Raw genomic sequence first — 16845 nt, 5'->3', positions numbered from 1 at the left:
TGGCATAAACCCTCCTTGGAGGGATGTTATGCCCTAAACACGAAATTACTGACAGGCCCCTGCAAAGAAAAGTAGGTGCCGCCCCGCACAGGGGCAACACTCATATACCTACATGAAAACAAGGAAAGGCCAACACCACCAAGAACCACACCAAAACCAGGAAATCCCAATTCCAAATCGCTCACCAACCCGCTTGTCTATCGCGCAGGGTCCGTGCCCTGACGCTGCGCCGAAGCGCCGGCCTCTCCGGCATACACGCGCCCGGAACGGGCCCACGCGATGAACGCGCCCACGCCAAGCACCGCAAGGCAAACGATCGGCACGATCATCGGTCCGAATGCCGTTCCCGTGGCCTTGCCCGCAATCGGCATCAAGTTCTGGCCGAAGAAGCCGCCAAGATTGCCGATCGAGTTGATCGCCGCTACGCTCGCCGCCGCACGCGCGCCAGTGAAATAGCGCGGCGGCATCGACCAGAAGCACGGGTAGAGCAGCGGAATGCATGCGCCGCCGAACACCAGCGCGATAAAGCGCAGCGGCGTCGAAGGCAGCACGAGGCTCAGCAGGAAACCCAGCGCGCCCAGCGCAGCCACGATCGAGATCGCGCGCAATATGCTTTTCGCGCGGCGCAGCTTGCCCGGCAAATACAGCAGCAACAATACCGAGAGCGCCCACGGCAGCATGCTCAGCATCCCATTCGTGCTGCTCGACACGCCGAATGACTTGACGAGTGTCGGTAGCCAGTAAGTCACGCCGTAGAGCGAGGTCGACATCAACATGTAGGTCGCCGCGAACAGCATCACGCGCGGATCGAGCAACGCCTTCCAGGGCTGCCCATGCTCCGCGTGCTCGGGCTTCTCGCGTTCGAGCGCAGCCGCGACAAGCTCTTTCTCGTGCTCGCTCAGGAAGCCCGCCTCCCGATACGAAGCCGGCAGCAGCTTGAACACCATCACGGCCACCAGCACGGCAGGCAGGCCCGTGGCGATGAACACCCATTGCCAGCCCTCGAGACCCCACACGCCGTTCAGGCTCAGCAGCCAGCCGCCAACAAGCGAGCCCAGCATGTTGGCAAGCGCGCTGCCAAGCGTGAAGACGCCAAGCACGCGGGCACGGTAGCTTTGCGGAAACCACAGCGTGAGGTAATAGATCACCCCCGGATAGAAGCCGGCCTCGGCAATGCCAAGCGCGAGACGCATGCCGCAAAATACCTGCATCGAGGTCGTGAAGCCCATCAGCACGGTAATCACGCCCCACGTGAGCATGATGCGCGCAAGCCACACGCGTGCGCCAAAGCGATGCAGCGCGAGCGTGCTGGGCACCTCGAACAGTAAATAGCCGATGAAAAATAGCGATGACGCAAGGCCGAACGCCGTCTCCGTCATATGCAGGCTGTGCACCATCTGCAGCTTCGCAAAGCCGACGTTCTGCCGGTCGATAAACGAAATCAGGAACATCACGACCAGGATCGGCAGCAGGCGCCGCGCGATCTTCGACATGACCTGCCGTTCCTCCGCAGGCTGATGGTCGAGGGTTGAGGCGGGGTTCACTATGGACTCCTTCAGGTTTTGTTTCGTCTTCTAGTTGCCGCACCCAGACTTGCGGGCGCAAACGGAAATTCAAATGGCCATGCCGGCTAGGAGGGATGAAATTCGCCCAGCACGCTCGCGAACATCTCGTTCCAGGCGCGCGGTCTGGACTTGATCGTGCCCACCATGTACAGAAAATCGACGTACTCCATCAACTGCTCGGGCCACACCGAAAAGCGTGTCTCGGGCGCGGCGAGCATCTGCATCACGCCCTCGTGCGAAACGTCGAGCCCCGATGCGGCAACATAGATGGCCGCCGCGGCCTGCCGGTCCTGCACGATCAACCGGTTCGCCTCGTCGAGCGCGCCGAGGAACGCCCGCACGAGCGCGGGCTCGGTATCCACGAGGCGCCTCGGCGCGTACACCACATCGAGCGTCAGCGGGCCCAGCACGTCGATCGAATTGACGACGCGATGAATGCCCGGGTGCTTCAATTCGAGCGCCGAAAAAGGCGGCGACGCGAAATGCGCGGTGATCCCGTTCTCGCGCCGGACCAGCGCCTGCACCGCCTGCGGATGCGGCAGGCTCACGGTGATCGAATCGAGCTGCGCGAAGTGCTTCGGTCCGAGCAGCTTGCTCGCCATCATCTGCAGGACCACCGCCGCGAGCGAGGTGCGGATGCCCGGCACGGCGATACGGTCGGCGCTCGTGAAGTCGGCAAGCGTTGCGATACGCGGCTGGTTCGTGTTCAGCGAGAGCGCGGTCGTGGAAAGCCCGCTCACACCAATCACCTCGACGTTCGGAATGCCGCGCGCCCTCGCCCACAGCTCGATGAAGCCGGGCGCGCCCACGGCCGCGAAGTCGAGCGTGCCGGCCATCATGGCGTCGTCCACCGAGTTGCCGCCGTCGAGCAGCGTCCAGTCCACGCTCACGTCGCTCAAGCCCTGGCGCGCCGCATGCCGCTCGAACAGGCGCCGCTGCTCCATGACGAGCAGCGGCAAATACAGCAGGCCATAGCCCTTCGAGATACGCACCGTGCGCGGGCTCGACAGCACCAGCGCAGGCGCGAGCGCCGCACCGAGCCCCGCCGCCACGAGCGCACGCCGCCGCAGCGAAGGCGCCTTGCGCTCGCGCGCGCCGCGTGCTCGCTGCCCTGGCTTGTCGTCTCCTCGCGTTCTGGTAATCATGGTTCGCAAGGTTACCGGGCGAGTCTGAGAAAATGCTGAGATCGGCTCCCCGGGAAAACCCGTAAATCCAATCATTAACGACAAGGCAGGCACGGCATCATGCGCATTCTGGTAGTCGAGGACGACGCGCAAATCGGCGCGGCAATGCGCAGCCGCCTGACGAGGCTCGGCCACGCCGTGGATCTCGAAGCGGACGGCGCTAGCGCAAACAGCCTGCTCGGCGTCGAGCGTTTCGATCTGGTCGTGCTCGACGTGATGCTGCCTTCGATGGACGGCTTCGCGATCCTGCGCAATCTGCGCGCGGCGGGCTCCACGACGCCGGTGCTGCTCGTGACGGCGCGCTCGGCGATCGACGACCGCGTGAGCGGCCTCGGACTCGGCGCCGACGACTACCTCGTCAAGCCCTTCGACTATCGCGAGCTCGAAGCGCGCGTGCAGGCGCTGTTGCGCCGCAACAGCGGCCACGCCAACGACCTCGTCAAGGTGGGCGGGCTCGCAATCGATCGCAGCAGCCGGCTCGCGGAGCTCGACGGCCAGCCGCTCGCGCTCTCGCGCCAGGAGTTCGCGCTGCTCGAAATCCTCGCGAGCCGCCCGCAGCGCATTTTCTCGAAGGACGATCTGCTGAACCAGTTGTTCAGCTTCGGCAACGAGCCCAGCACGAACGCCGTCGAGCAGTACATCACGCGCGTGCGCAAAAAGCTGCACGGCAGCTCGGTCGAGATCCGCACGGCGCGCGGGATGGGATATCAAATTGCTGCGCTTTGACTGGTTCCGCAAGACGCTGCTCGGGCGCACGCTGCTGTTCATCGCGCTGGTCGTGGCCTCGGGCGCGCTGGCGCTCGCCCTCATCGCGCGCTACTACGCGGGCGTCGCCGCGGAGCGCGCCTACGACCAGTTGCTGGCGGGCGCCGCCATTCAGCTCGCCGAGAATCTCTACGTGCAGGGCGGCGTGCTCGCGCTCAATCCGCCGGTGGCCGCGCTCTCCTCGCTTTCGCGCTATGACCTCGTCTACTACAAGGTGACCGATTCGCGCGGCGTCGTGGTGGCAGGCTACGGCGACCTGCCCGGCCCCGCGAGCACGGCAGCCGCGCAGCAAGGCCCCGCATTCGCGAACGGGACCTACCAGGGCCAGCGCATCCGCACGGCCACCATCGCCCGCTACATGCCCGAGGAGCGCACGCCCGGCTGGGCCGTCGTGACGATTGCGCAGACCACGCACGCGCGCCAGCAACTGACGAACGACATGAGCTTCAAGGTATGGACGCTGATCCTGATGATGAGCGTGCTCGCCATTGGCGCAAGCGGGCTGGCGATCCGGCGCGGCCTGCGCCCGCTCGCGCAGATCGAGACGATCATCGCCGCGCGCGACCCCGCCGACCTGCGGCCCGTGGAGCACGACACGCCCAGCGAGATCAACGCAATCATCGGCGCCATCAACGGCCTCATCGGCCGGCTCGCGGAGCGCATGACGGCCATGCAGCGCTTCATTGCCGATGCCGCGCATCAGATGCGCACGCCGATCGCGCGGCTCGACGCGCAGATCGAGCTGCTCAGCGGCGAGACCGATCCCGCACGCTACGCGCAAGGACTCGACGCGTTGCGCACCACGTGCTCGGACGTCGGCCGGCTCACGGGGCAGCTGCTCAATCACGCGATGGTGATTCATCGCACCGAGGCCGTGCCGCTGCAGCCCGTGGACCTCGTCGCGCTTGCGCGGGAAGCGATCGGGCGCACGATTCCGCTGGCGGGCGAACGCGACGTGCAGGTGGCGTTCGAAAGCGATGCGCCGAACGTGACCATCGCCGGTGACCCGATCAGCCTGCAGGAGGCGCTCTCGAACGTGCTGCACAACGCGATGCTGCACGGCAATGCGGATGAAATCGTCGTGCGCGTGGCCGGCCTGCGCGGCGAGACTACGCTGACGGTGACCGATAACGGCAGCGGCATTGCGCGCGAGCACTGGGAGGCCGCGCTGCGCCCGTTCGAGCGCTTCGAGCCCGACGGCGCACCGCGCCGCAGCGGCTCGGGCCTGGGGCTCGCGATCGTGCAGGAAGTGATGAAGGCACACCATGGGCGCGTTGGCTTCGCTTTTCCTGAGGACGGCGGATTTGCCGTCACGCTGACGTTTCCAGGGGCGGGGAAGGAATCTGGCGCGCAATAACGCACGACGCGCTTTTCCCCAAAACCACCTACTCTTAAATATCGGGCCATTTGCCCCTCCCGGACGTTCCGATGCGCGCTCATCGCCCCACCCGGGCGGCGGAGCACGACGCGCCTCCGCCCCATGCCCGCCAGGCACGCCACCCGCTGCCGGCGCGGCTCGCACGCGCCGCGGTATTCGCGGCGCTGCTGGTCGTTTGCGCCGCGGTTGCGGCGCTCAACGCCATGGCTCAAGCCCCGCGTGCGCCGTCCGGGGCGCAGCGCGCGGTCGTGGTCATGACCGTCAATGGCGCGATCGGCCCCGCGAGCGCCGATTTCATCGTCCGTACGCTCGCGCATGCGGCGCAGCAACATGCGCAGCTCGCGATTCTCCAGCTCGACACCCCCGGCGGCCTCGACACCTCGATGCGCCAGATCATCAAGGCGATCCTCGCCTCGCCTGTGCCGGTAGCCACATTCGTTGCGCCGAGCGGTGCACGCGCCGCGAGCGCAGGCACCTACATCGCCTATGCGAGCCATATCGCGGCGATGGCCCCCGGCACCAACCTGGGCGCCGCCTCGCCGGTGCAACTCGGGATCGGCGGTGGCGGCGGCGCGCCCACCCCCGCGGCCACCCCGGGCGCTGCACCAGGCGCCGCACCGGGTGCCATCCCTGGCGCCACACCAGGCGCCATCCCTGGTGCTCCACCAGGTGCCGCACCAACCGCCGCCCCGGAAGCCAAGCCCGACGACAACGCCTCCACCGAGGCCCGCAAGGTCATGCACGACGCCGCCGCGTACATCCGCGGGCTCGCGCAGCTGCGCGGGCGCAACGCCGTGTGGGCGGAGCGCGCGGTCCGCGAAGCGGTGAGCCTGTCCGCCAGCGAGGCGCTCGACCAGCACGTGATCGACCTCATTGCGCTCGACCCCGCCGATCTCGCGCGCAAGCTCGACGGCCACGAAGTCACCACGGCGGCCGGCACGGTGCGCCTCGCCACCGCGAACGCGCCGCTCGTGTACGTCGCGCCCGACTGGCGCAACCGCTTCCTCTCCATCGTGGCCGATCCGAACGTCGCCCTGATCCTGCTGACGATCGGCATCTATGGGCTGTTCTTCGAGTTCGCGAATCCCGGCTTCGTGCTGCCCGGCGTGGCCGGCGGGATTTGCCTGCTGATCGGCCTGTTCGCGATGCAGCTCCTGCCCATCAACTACGCGGGCCTCGGCCTCGTGATGCTGGGGCTCGCGTGCCTCGTGGCCGAGGCGTTCCTGCCCACCTTCGGCGTGCTCGGCTTTGGCGGCATCGTCGCGTTTGCCGTTGGCGCGCTCATGCTGATCAACACCGACGTGCCCGGCTACGGCATTCCGGTGCCGCTGATCGCGGGGCTCGCGCTCGGCGGCGCGGCGTTCGTCGCGGCCGTCTCGACCGTGGCGCTGCGCGCGCGGCGGCGCCCCGTGGTGACCGGCTCGGAGGCCATGGTCGGCAGCATCGGCCAGGTCATCGACGACGGCCTGAAGCCCGAGCGCCCGTCCGCCGCCGCGGCGCTCGCCCAGCCACCCGGCGCCGCCAGCCAGGCGGCTTCGGCCTCGGCTTTGGCCTCCGGTTGGGCGCTCGTGCATGGCGAGCGTTGGCGTGTCGCCTGCGCCGTGCCGCTCGCCGCCGGCAGCCGCGTGCGCGTGACGGCGCGCGAGGGCCTGCTGCTCAGCGTCGCGCCGCTAGAAGAAACCCCGCCGCTGCCGGTCAAGCGCGGCAGATGGGGCAGAAAAAACGCAAACGAACAACAAGCGCACGAAGCGCATCAGGGAGGTCATCCATGATCGGCTACACCTTCGGCTTCACGAGCATTTTGATGGTGGCGGCCATCCTGCTCGCCTTCTCGGCCATCCGCATCTTCCGGGAGTACGAGCGCGGCGTGGTGTTCATGCTCGGCCGCTTCTGGAAGGTCAAGGGGCCGGGGCTCGTGTTCATCATCCCGGTCGTGCAGCAGGTGGTGCGCATCGACCTGCGCACGGTCGTCTTCGATGTGCCCTCGCAGGACGTGATCACGCGCGACAACGTCTCCGTGAAGGTCAACGCCGTGGTCTACTTTCGCGTGGTCGATCCGGAAAAGGCCGTGATTCAAGTGGCCAAATTCTTCGAAGCGACCAGCCAGCTCGCGCAGACGACGCTGCGCGCGGTGCTCGGCAAGCATGAACTCGACACGCTGCTCGCGGAGCGCGACCAGCTGAACGCCGATATCCAGAAGACGCTCGACGCGCAGACCGACGCCTGGGGCATCAAGGTCTCCACGGTCGAGATCAAGCACGTGGACCTCAACGAGAACATGATCCGCGCCATTGCGCGCCAGGCCGAGGCGGAGCGCGAGCGCCGCGCGAAAGTGATCCATGCCGAAGGCGAGCTGCAGGCATCCGAAAAATTGCTGCAGGCCGCCCAGCGTCTCGCGCTGCAGCCGCAGGCCATGCAGCTGCGCTATTTGCAGACGCTCACCACCATCGCCGCCGACAAGAACTCGACCATCGTATTCCCGCTGCCGATCGATCTGCTCACCGTGCTGGTGGACCGCTTCAACGCGCCGCACGAGCGCTGAAGACGCACGGGCCGGCCCCCCCTTCCTGTTCGCTCAGGCAGGCACGCTTACTTGTCAGCCGCCGCCATCGACGATCTGCCCGCGTCGCTCGGCTTCAGCGAACAGGACCTGAAATTCCGCAACTTTCAGCTCCTTCGCCGTTTCGTTAAACAGCGCTCTGCGCTCCCAGAGGGCGAGGAGCAATCCAAAGGTGCTGAGGCGAGTCCGTTCGAGGATCGTCCGGTAACCACGCACTTGCTCCCATCGCGTAGCCAAGTCTTCGTTCAACATGACGACAGTATTCCGGGCGTCTGTGAGCCAGAACCAGAGTACGTCGTCGCTCATGGAGGGGCATTCCTTCGTGATTCTGGCTAGATTCTCTTCGGTAGCGCTCAATAAGCAATGCGCGTCTTCGACCTGCTTCTTCGACTCGACTTCCCGATATCCGCGTTCATGGAGGCCCTTCCGAATCGCATCGTTCAAGCTCGCATCGCGCGTGTCGATCAATATCCGCTGCAGCATCAATAGCGTGGCAGGCGGCCTGGCGATACCGAGCCTGTGAAGTGCCTTACGGACCGCCCTGCTGCTCAACACTGCCTGAAAGTCCTTTGATTCCTGGGTGTGCTCGCGCTCGCCGCGTTCGGCCCCATCCAGATAAAACTCGGGCTCGTCGTCAGTGCTCAGGTGCGTAACGCATTCATCGGTGACGTCGTCAAGCAACTCGCAGCGCGTCAACCTTCCGGGCGTGACCTGCTCGGGAGCCACATCGTCGAACAGGCGCAATCCGGCTTCCTCATAGGCAGCCGTCACCAGTTGAGAACAGAACAGGCGCTCGCGCACTGAATCCTGCATGGCGCCAACCAGCATGCCGCCAAAGCGCCGCCAGTTCGCATAGCGGCGATACATGAACTCCTCGGCCAGCTTGCCGGCCTGTTCGGCTATACGATGGGCATTTTGGACTTCTGATTTCAACCGCAGGACACGGATGTTATTCCGGTCTTTTGCCGCCGTCTGGCGAATCGCCAATCGGCACACACCGGCGGACCCGAGCGCCTCGACGAATGTGCCATGCGCCACACATATCGCAGCGTGGCTGAATTCCTCTCGCCCCTCCAGTCCTCTGCCCGCAAGAAGCTTGATGGAGGTGATCGACCGGATTGCCTCGCTCACGAGCGCGTTTGGCGAGCGGGTCAAAAGGATATCGCCAGGTCGAAGGCGATCACTGCGCAACATGAACAGCGAGTGGCGACTACTGGAAATCGCGGACGACGCTTCTTGCATGACGCGCTCCTGGATCTTCAAAAAGCAGATGTCCCGCGCTTGAACTCACGCATTCAGGTCGGGCGAGGCAACGACACCGTCGGGTCCCCGATGATCACCGTGGTCTGGCGATCCATCGCGACCAGCCGGTTGTAGAGCGCGTGATCGCGCATGCCGGGGACATTGTTGTTGATACCCTCAATGGCGTTGCGCACGGCTCCGTAATAGGCGCCGGCCTCCGAAAAAATGCCGCGCAAGGCGTAGCCAATGGGCGTGCGGCGATCGGGCTGGTAGAGGTTGTCGTAGAGCGCGGTGCAAAGTGCATGCGTCACGCCCTGACCATTCGCGGGATCGCGCAAGGTCCAGTCGAATGTGGGTTCGACGTGACCGACAAAAGCCCGCAAAGGCGCCACCGCCCCTATCAGCGAAAGCGCAAGCGGTGCAATCATGGCTTTTGCGGTGCTGGCCACATTCGCCAGCATCCTGCTGATCGAACTGTCCTCGGGAAGCAGACCCTCATAGCGCGTCGTGCTGTCCGATCCCGCCGAGCAGCAGGCGTGCGCATACCAGATCGCGCCCGCCGGCTTCCAGTTCGCGAGATCGGCAAGATTCAGCGACGTGTAGTTTGCGTCCACCGGCAAGCCCAGTTGCCGCTTCAAGCGTTGCGCGTCGCTCGTCGGGCCAGTGGTGCCGTGGCTCGTGGTGATCACCAGACCGGGTGAACGTTCGATGAGCGCGGCGCAAAGATTCTCGCGCGTGGCGAGCTGATTTTCGATGCGCTCGCCCTTGAACTCCGGGTCCGCTGCGAACTTGCTCCAGAGAATGTCCGCAATGGCGCGTTGCATCAGGTTGGTAATGTCGGGCCTGCCGTGATTGACGCTCCAGACAACGGGCCATTCGGGATGGCATTCGAAGCCGGCCCAATCGTCGATCAAGGCATCGACATACGCGGATAACATCTCCGATGGCTCGACTCGCCCGACAAAGGTCGACATGTTCAGCGCGTATTGGACCGACCAGGGAATCGCCTGCGGACCGGCAACGATGAGCAGGTAGCGCGGAATATGTCCATCCTGAACCCCCGGCTTGATGGCGGCCGCCGAAAGATCGTGAAATCTGCCGTCCACGTAGTAGCGCCGCAGGTAATCCTGCCCGAATTCCTCGCGCCAGCGCAGCACGGGTGCGCCTGAGCGATGAGCCAGCAGCTTCTGGATCGCGGGGTGGGCGTCTTCGCCTCTGGCGCGCGCCTCGATCGGCACGCTGTCGTCGTCGGGAAGAATCACGCCCCAGCCAACTTCCGGATGTTGCCAGTCGCGCAAGTCGGCCGCGACCGCCGGACCCAGAAACCGGGTAATGCTCTGGTCCTTCTGCCTCTGCCCCCATGGTGTTCTGGACGGCAGGTCGCTCGTGAGCGTCCCTGTGCCGTCATAGGCGTTGATCTGTACGCTTTCGGGACGCTCAATGAGTTGCGGCACGATTGAAGTTTCCAAAAAGATCCGGGCGCAGATGTTCCGGGACGTTATTCAAAAGCGCCAGCATGTCTTGCCGCAAGGGAAGCGGGCTGTTCGCCGGCAGGCTGCGCAGCGCATGCGCGACCGCATCGATCCGCGTCTTCATGATGTCGTCGATCTGCGTCTTCACTCTTTCAGCCATTGGCGGCTCCGCTGCTTCATCGTCCTGCAACTGCATGGGCTCGCCGCGTGCTTCATCCGCTCTGTTTTTCTCCATCAGCATGACCTTCAGGGGATGCTCGCGGGAATAGAGCACGGGAAGCCACCACCTGCCCGAGCCGTTCGTGGCGGAAGCGGAATTGGCCGTTGCGTGAAGCTTCTGCCGGGCCTGGAATACGGCTTCGCCAAGGTCGATGGTGGCGAAGTTTCCCGGGGTGAGCTTGCTCGTTGCCTCGCGAATGAAGCGCAAGGCGATCGTATAGAAAACACGGGTAAAGAGTGTGGCGTCCTGGTCCGTGACCGGCTCCGCCATGCCCACCGTGAGTGGAGACGCCGTCTGTGCCAGCCGGCAGGCCATGGAAAACAGTTTGGGCACCTGAGCGGATTCGGCCTGCCTCTCGGCGGCGGGGCTCATGGCGGACGCACAACTGTTGAGCATGGTGGTCCATACCGTGCCGATCGTGGACATCACCAGTTCGAGACGCTCGATCGAAAGCGCAACGGAGCCGCTGGCAGCCTCGATATCGTGATCGTTGACCGAAGCGAACTCAAGCAGGTTGACGCCGGCCTTTACGGCGCCGTGGCAGAAGAAATGGACGATCTGTGGCTGCGCGCTCTTCAATGCCTCTTCAATGCCGTATGCATTCGAGGGCATCGGGAAGACTTCGATGCCAGGCCATGCGCCGCCATTTACGCAGGCGAGCGCATCGTCGAGCAGCGCCTGTTCGCCGAGATACAGGCCGACGCGTATATCGAGCCCATCCTGGCGCGCAAGCGCAACGGTGTCGACGATCGCCTCCATTTCGGCCCTGGAAGGCACCCCGCTGGGTGAAAGAAACGCCAGCATGCGGATTGGCCACTCGAAAGAAGCGTAGTCGCCGTCCTGCTCGGGTCTTCCGCCAATCGTCACCCGGCTCACGCTGCACGCATGATGAACGGCGAGAAAAATCAGGCGCTCGTCGCACAACGTTTCCCAACTGTAGCGCTCGCCTTCGGTCGTCGTAATCAGAAATTTGAGGATCGCCGGGGACTGGGCGGGAAGCCCGAAAAACTGCGTCAAGTCCGGATTCACGGCCTTATGCTGGCACAAGGCCTCGGTGATTTTCTGCCCGTAGGCAATGACGTTCTGCTGATTGTCCAGACGCGGCAAGCTGCCAGGATCGAGCGCCAGGGCATGGTATTGAAGCATGCCGGCCCAATTCGTGTCCGCGCGCAGGAGCCGAAAGCCGACGGAGCCATCGTTCATGCTGGAAATCTCGATTGTCGAGCTCTTTGTCGGCATGATCAGGATTCCTCTTTATTTGTTTTCGCGTGATTCTTCAGAACCCCCTGTATTTCCGTCAGGATATCGATCGCGGCCTTCGTTTTCTCGTCCTGTCGATTCGTCTTGTCGGTCTGCCCGGTCTTGCTGGTCGGCCGCGATAACAGCAGGTCGCTGGCCGAGCGGCGCACCTCGTCGAAAGCGGCGGCTTCAAGAAAACGCTGCGCGGCCCCCAGCCAACCCGGCGGGGCCGTCACTTCTCGCGTTTTGACCAATGGAACAAAGCGTGTAGCCGTCGAGAGCAGGCGCTCTTTCAAGGGCGCGCGCGCGGCCACCAGCTTCGCATTCTCCGCCAGGAAGCGAAATAACCCTGCGGTATCGCCGGGAATGCCAGAGGATGCCGGCGCACGCTGGTAAATGAAATCCGGATGGCAATACAGAAAACCTTGCGTCAGCCGCGGCGCTCTGGATGTGCCGCCAAAGAGCAGCCTGCACGCCGCGCCAAACGATGCATCTTCCTGCGCCTCGCATAGCGAGTGAAACAACACCGCACCCGCGCGCCGCTGCGCAAACCCGTCCGCAACGCATGCCATGGGATGGCTCTGGGCAACGGTGGCCGGGACGAACGTAACGGACCAGGCGCCCGAGCGAATCGCAAGCAGTTCCAGCTCTTCGTAGCCGATCTCCCTGAGCGTGATCTCGTCCTCCTCCATCGCAGGCGAATTCGACAAGACAAGGCATGCGCCAGAATCCGTCCACTTCGACCGGCAGACGAGGTGCAGCGCATCAAGCCCTCTGCCATCCAGCGCGCCCGCGATCCAGGTGGCCCATGCCGCGGAACGCAGTTGCGTGGCGCGGTCCGATCTTGCGGCTCGCAACACGTTGGGCGGCGCGTCTGCGTCGGCATCCGCTGGCGCCCACTCACGCTCCGGTCTCTGGTCGGGGTCGTACACGGTGACGCGGGAGTCGGCGTCGAACAGGCTCAGCGATGGATACCAGCGGCGCCGCGTGAACACGTGCACGCGGGTGCGCGAGCGCGACGACGCCTCGAGCACGGACTCGATGAGGGTGCGCACGCGCGTTTTGAGGACGCTTTCGTCGGTGTCGGGCGGCGGATCGACCACCACGGCATTTTCGAGCGCATCAGTCCGTTCCGCCGGCCGTTCGGGAAAATCCGGCAAGCGCAGCGTGGGGCGTTGCAGTTCGCCGCACAGCGTTCGCTCCCAGGCGGCCGATCCGAGCAATCCATATGGTCGGATCAATCTCAACCAGAGCGGACGCCTCGACGCCCCTTCAAGACGCTCGAGGCAATAGCGCAGATCGGACACCAGCATCGCCGGCACCTCGAGGGGCGCAGGCGCCCCAAAACCACTGCCTTCGACTGCGCCGAATGCTTCGAGCGGAACTTCCCATGTCACCGGCTTGCCCGGTTCGTCCGCGGGCGAAACAGACAGCACGTCCGGCGGCAATTCGCTGGTCGAAAGCTCGAGGCCGACATAGGGCTTGTCGCTGCGAAGCAGGAGCCGAACGGAAAGCACCGTCGACCCCGCTGCGGGTTCGTCCTTCGAGAGCGCGTTCCAAAGCGTGGTCACGCCATTGACTACCGACCCCAGATCGAGCATGCCGAGCCTCGCTATCTGCTCAACTGCAGATGTAAAAGCCAGGCCGTATAGGGCGTCGCGATATCACCGTGGCCGGCCACGCGCTTTTGCATCGTCCCGTCGAAACCGACGATGGCAACCGCATTGTCGATATCGAGCGGCTCGCCGGGATCGGGCAGCGGTTCGATCAGTCTTTCGCTCGCGCCTCGCGGACCATATCCGCCAAGGGCGGCAAACTGGTTGGGCGGCGGGCCCGCCAGCGTATCGACACCCATCTCGCCACCCGCGACAGCCGGCTCACCAGGATCGATATCGCGCCGCAGCGCGCGGTGAAACACTTCATGGAGTGGAAAATCATGCGCGCTATACGTCGTGAGCACGGGTTGCCGGGAGAGCTTGAGCGCTTCGCGATAACCGCCGCTTCTGCCCTTGCCGGGCACCTCCGCTGCAAAGGCCAGGTAGGAAATAGCGGGCTGCAGCAACAGCACGGACTCCACCGGCCGAGGCAGAGGCGCGGCGACGATGGACGACAAAACGACTTTGGCGCCATACGAATGCCCGACGAGATGAAGCCGCGTTGCGGGCAGATTCAAAATGGCTTTCACGAGTTCAAATACGCCGTTGGCGCCAACCTTGCCTGCGCGATTTTTCATCTGGTAGACCGAAGCGACCCGCAGCGCCCAGCGGGGGTCGAGATATCGCAGGCCACCGGCATCGCGCAATGGAGCTTGCGTATGTCCGGTCACGACGCCCGGCTCCAGCGACTCTTCGTTCTCCGTCGAGTCCGGCGCAAGCGCCTGGAGGCTCTTCATCGCCTCCAGCACAGACTGGGCATCGGGCGGGTCGCCTTCGGCGCCCTCCACGCCGGAATCGGCGCTCGCGCGCGCGCACGTTGCAGCAATCAGCTCCGCAAGCGTCGTGGCGTCTGCTTCGCTCAAGCGCTCTTCGCCGAGCAGCGAAGTCAACTTCTCCCGCTGGGCGGGGTCCTCGACTTGAGCGAGCAGATCCTGGGTGAGCGCTTCGTCGTCGCCCGCCGATGCCGGCGTCTCCCCTCCCGCCGCCATCTCGGGACCGGTGTCGAAGGAAAGCCAGGTGCTGGGCCAGATCACGCCGACAAACAGCGGGTGCTTACGGTCGGGAATTTCGTGGAGGCGAGTCTGGAGGTGCTGGACAAACGCGGCATACCAGCGTGTCGCATCGCCGAACTCGTTGTTCCAACCGTGCGAAAAGAGAATGACAGGCAAATCGCCTTCACCGGCAATCCGGTTCAATAAGGCTTCACGCGTCTTGGGAGAAGTGCAGGCGCCGTTCTTGTCGAACTCGATGAGCCAGCTTTCGAGGTCTACGCCCGGCAGTTCGCAGGGTCCAGCAGGCTGAGTCGACATACCGCGCTCCGTGATTGACGTTAATAGCCGTTTTTCCCGTCGATCCGAGGGCGGCCTGCCGGGCCGCAATGTGTAGCGTCGTGGTAATGCTAATGCTAGACGATAGACCGGAAATTTCAATCGGCCTCAAGTTTGCTGGATACCTCGCTGCCAGTAAAAAACTAAATCCGCTTACCGGTTTATTTCCACTCTTGATGAACCTTGCATTGACGTTGACCATGGCAACGAATCGTGGCCCGCAACGGCATATCCGCGCACCGCGCATTCATCTGACAATACCCACATCGGACCGCGCCAGGAGGCACGAATTGACGGCGACCGGGCTATCGGCACGCCAAGGGTTGGCGTGAGTTTAGTTGCCTGTCACTGCAATCTATTTTCAAGAATAAAAACTAAAAAAACGTATTCCGGATTGGATGAATCATTCATTCGAATAACGTCATCAAACATATTCATTTCGGCATTCATATTGATGGTCCGAGCGAGCGTGCCCAGCTTGCCAGCGCGGCTCACCTCATGTAGTGAGAGGCGGCAAGCGGCGGCCGCCCCGCAGACTCAGGTTGAACCGCAAACCTCAACGCACCGCGCAGCGGAGTCAGAGACTTCGTGCCGCGCTTCGCTGCGCACGCCGGCGATGTTGAACACAGCCACCGCCTCGCGAAGGCCTGCGGCGCCACCGGCCAGCGTTTGCGCGGCGCCAGCAACCTGCTCGACGAGCGCCGCGTTGCGCTGAGTCGCCTCATCCATTTCCGTCACGGCGCGATTGACCTGTTCGATATCGCTCTTCTGCGCGGCGCACGCAGTCGCGATATTGCTCATAATGCCCGTGAATTCATGCACCGAGCGCACGAGTCCGGAGATGCGCTCACCCGCATCCGCCACGAGACGGGACCCCGCCTCGACATGCCCCGCCGATTCGCCGACCAGCGCTTTGACCTCCTTCGCCGCGAGCGCGGTACGCTGGGCCAGCGTGCGCACCTCGCCCGCGACCACGGCAAAGCCACGTCCTTCGGCTCCGGCACGCGCCGCTTCGACCGCCGCATTGAGTGCGAGGATATTGGTCTGAAACGCAATGCCCTCGATCACGCCGATGATCTCCTCGACGCGCGCCGAGCTGCCCGCAATGTCCTCCATGGTCGAGATCACACGCCCGACCAGCTCGCCGCCCCTCCCCGCCGCATCAGAAGCTGCGCTGGCGACGGTGCTGGCATGTGCCGCGTCGTCTGAGCTTTGCGTCACGGCAGAGGTCAGTTCGGCCATGCTGGCCGCGGCCTGTTGAAGCGATGCAGCCTGCTCGTCGGTGCGCTGCGAAAGATCCAGATTGCCGGTCGCAATCTCGCCCGCGCGCACCGCGATCGATTCCGCCGAGGTCTTGATCTGTCCGACAATCGACACGAGCTGCAAGCGCATCGTTTCGAGCGAGGCCATCAGGCTGCGATTGTCGTTGGGCCGGAGCACCACCGCCACCGCGAGATTTCCGCCCGCTATTTCGCTGGCGAGACGCTGCGCCTCACCCGGATCGCCGCCGAGCTGCCGCAGGATGCTGCGCGTGATCAGCACTGCAGCCGCCACGCCCACGCAGAGCGCCGCGAACACGGCAGCCACGGTGACGAGCGCAAGGCGCGACCACGTCGCCGCCGCGGCATCCGCCGCATCATGCGCGCGGCCCTGCTCGAGCGCGAGCAACTGGTCCAGCGTGGCCAGCCATGCGACCTGCCTTGGCCGCACTTCGTTCACGAGCACCTTGAGCGCGGCATCCTGATCGTTGGCGAGCGCCCAGTTCATCGCCTCCTTCTCGACGAGCGGCAATGTCTGAGCCTCTTCGTCACGCAGCGCGGCAAACAGGCGCCGCTCTTGCGCGGTGGTCAGCGGCGAGGCGTCGAACAGACGACCGAGCGCGCGATAGTTTTCCGCATAGGAAGCCTCCTGCGCCTTGATCGCCGACTGTTCCGCCTCGACATCCTTTTCATTGGTCATCACCGCCATGTTGCGGATGGCAATGGCGATACCGCTCACCGCGCCGCGCAGATTCGTCGCGCGCATCGTCTCGGCGTCGTGGACGAGCACGATGTCGTCGAGCTTGCTGCGAATGCTGGTCATGCTGGCCATGCCGACCACGGACAGGGCGACGAGCATCGTGAGCACGACGCCGAAACCGGCTGCCAGCCGGGTAATAACGCGGGTTTGAGCCATCTTGATTGATCCCCGTAGCGTCCGGAGCCGCGAAGGCGTATCGGGCCGCCTGGCACCGTCGA

The 16845-nt window shown here is 64.4% G+C and carries 12 protein-coding genes; 4 read left to right on the top strand and 8 right to left on the bottom strand.

Features of this window, described 5'->3' with window-relative positions:
- Window positions 1-197: 197 nt before the first annotated feature.
- Both EYW47_RS26065 and EYW47_RS26060 read right to left on the bottom strand, forming a co-directional pair.
- The gene (locus tag EYW47_RS26065) at window positions 198-1544 is read right to left on the bottom strand and encodes an MFS transporter (RefSeq protein ID WP_377784816.1); all 1347 of its coding nucleotides are present in this window, start codon (window positions 1542-1544) and stop codon (window positions 198-200) included.
- 86 nt (window positions 1545-1630) lie between these two features.
- Entirely contained in the window at window positions 1631-2710 is a 1080-nt protein-coding gene (locus EYW47_RS26060; protein WP_133197711.1) for an ABC transporter substrate-binding protein, read from the bottom strand.
- A gap of 99 nt (window positions 2711-2809) precedes the next feature.
- On the opposite strand from EYW47_RS26060, the gene EYW47_RS26055 reads away from it, so the two are divergent.
- The 4 genes from EYW47_RS26055 (at window position 2810) to EYW47_RS26040 (ending at window position 7434) form a co-directional block, all read left to right on the top strand.
- Window positions 2810-3475, top strand: coding sequence for a response regulator transcription factor (locus EYW47_RS26055; protein WP_133197710.1), 666 nt, complete (start codon window positions 2810-2812; stop codon window positions 3473-3475).
- On the top strand, window positions 3462-4871 hold the full coding sequence (locus tag EYW47_RS26050; RefSeq protein ID WP_133197709.1) for a sensor histidine kinase: 1410 nt from the start codon (window positions 3462-3464) through the stop codon (window positions 4869-4871). The genes EYW47_RS26055 and EYW47_RS26050 overlap by 14 nt, the downstream gene beginning before the upstream one ends.
- 71 nt (window positions 4872-4942) lie before the next feature.
- Window positions 4943-6664: an NfeD family protein gene (locus tag EYW47_RS26045; protein ID WP_133197708.1), complete on the top strand. Its 1722-nt coding sequence runs from the start codon at window positions 4943-4945 to the stop codon at window positions 6662-6664.
- Complete coding sequence (locus EYW47_RS26040; protein ID WP_133197707.1) at window positions 6661-7434, top strand: slipin family protein; 774 nt, start codon at window positions 6661-6663, stop codon at window positions 7432-7434. The genes EYW47_RS26045 and EYW47_RS26040 overlap by 4 nt, the downstream gene beginning before the upstream one ends.
- Window positions 7435-7488: 54 nt before the next feature.
- Here EYW47_RS26040 and EYW47_RS26035 read toward each other — a convergent pair whose 3' ends face one another.
- The 6 genes from EYW47_RS26035 to EYW47_RS26010 all read right to left on the bottom strand — a co-directional run bounded on the left by EYW47_RS26035 (window position 7489) and on the right by EYW47_RS26010 (window position 16783).
- Window positions 7489-8694: a YiiX/YebB-like N1pC/P60 family cysteine hydrolase gene (locus tag EYW47_RS26035; RefSeq protein WP_133197706.1), complete on the bottom strand. Its 1206-nt coding sequence runs from the start codon at window positions 8692-8694 to the stop codon at window positions 7489-7491.
- 53 nt (window positions 8695-8747) lie between these two features.
- Window positions 8748-10148, bottom strand: coding sequence for a hypothetical protein (locus EYW47_RS26030; protein WP_133197705.1), 1401 nt, complete (start codon window positions 10146-10148; stop codon window positions 8748-8750).
- Window positions 10132-11589, bottom strand: a complete 1458-nt coding sequence (locus EYW47_RS26025; protein WP_133197704.1) for a CHAT domain-containing protein — start codon at window positions 11587-11589, stop codon at window positions 10132-10134. The genes EYW47_RS26030 and EYW47_RS26025 overlap by 17 nt, the downstream gene beginning before the upstream one ends.
- Before the next feature lie 38 nt (window positions 11590-11627).
- Entirely contained in the window at window positions 11628-13226 is a 1599-nt protein-coding gene (locus tag EYW47_RS26020; protein ID WP_133197703.1) for a hypothetical protein, read from the bottom strand.
- An 11-nt stretch (window positions 13227-13237) separates the two neighbouring features.
- Entirely contained in the window at window positions 13238-14710 is a 1473-nt protein-coding gene (locus EYW47_RS26015; RefSeq protein WP_133197702.1) for an alpha/beta fold hydrolase, read from the bottom strand.
- A 435-nt stretch (window positions 14711-15145) separates the two neighbouring features.
- Entirely contained in the window at window positions 15146-16783 is a 1638-nt protein-coding gene (locus tag EYW47_RS26010; protein ID WP_165976679.1) for a methyl-accepting chemotaxis protein, read from the bottom strand.
- Window positions 16784-16845: the final 62 nt, after the last annotated feature.

The sequence above is a fragment of the Paraburkholderia silviterrae genome, from assembly GCF_004353915.1.
In the GTDB taxonomy this organism is placed as follows: Bacteria; Pseudomonadota; Gammaproteobacteria; order Burkholderiales; family Burkholderiaceae; genus Paraburkholderia; species Paraburkholderia silviterrae.
The sequence above is the reverse complement of the archived record's forward strand: the minus strand, read 5'-3'. Positions and strand labels throughout refer to the sequence as shown.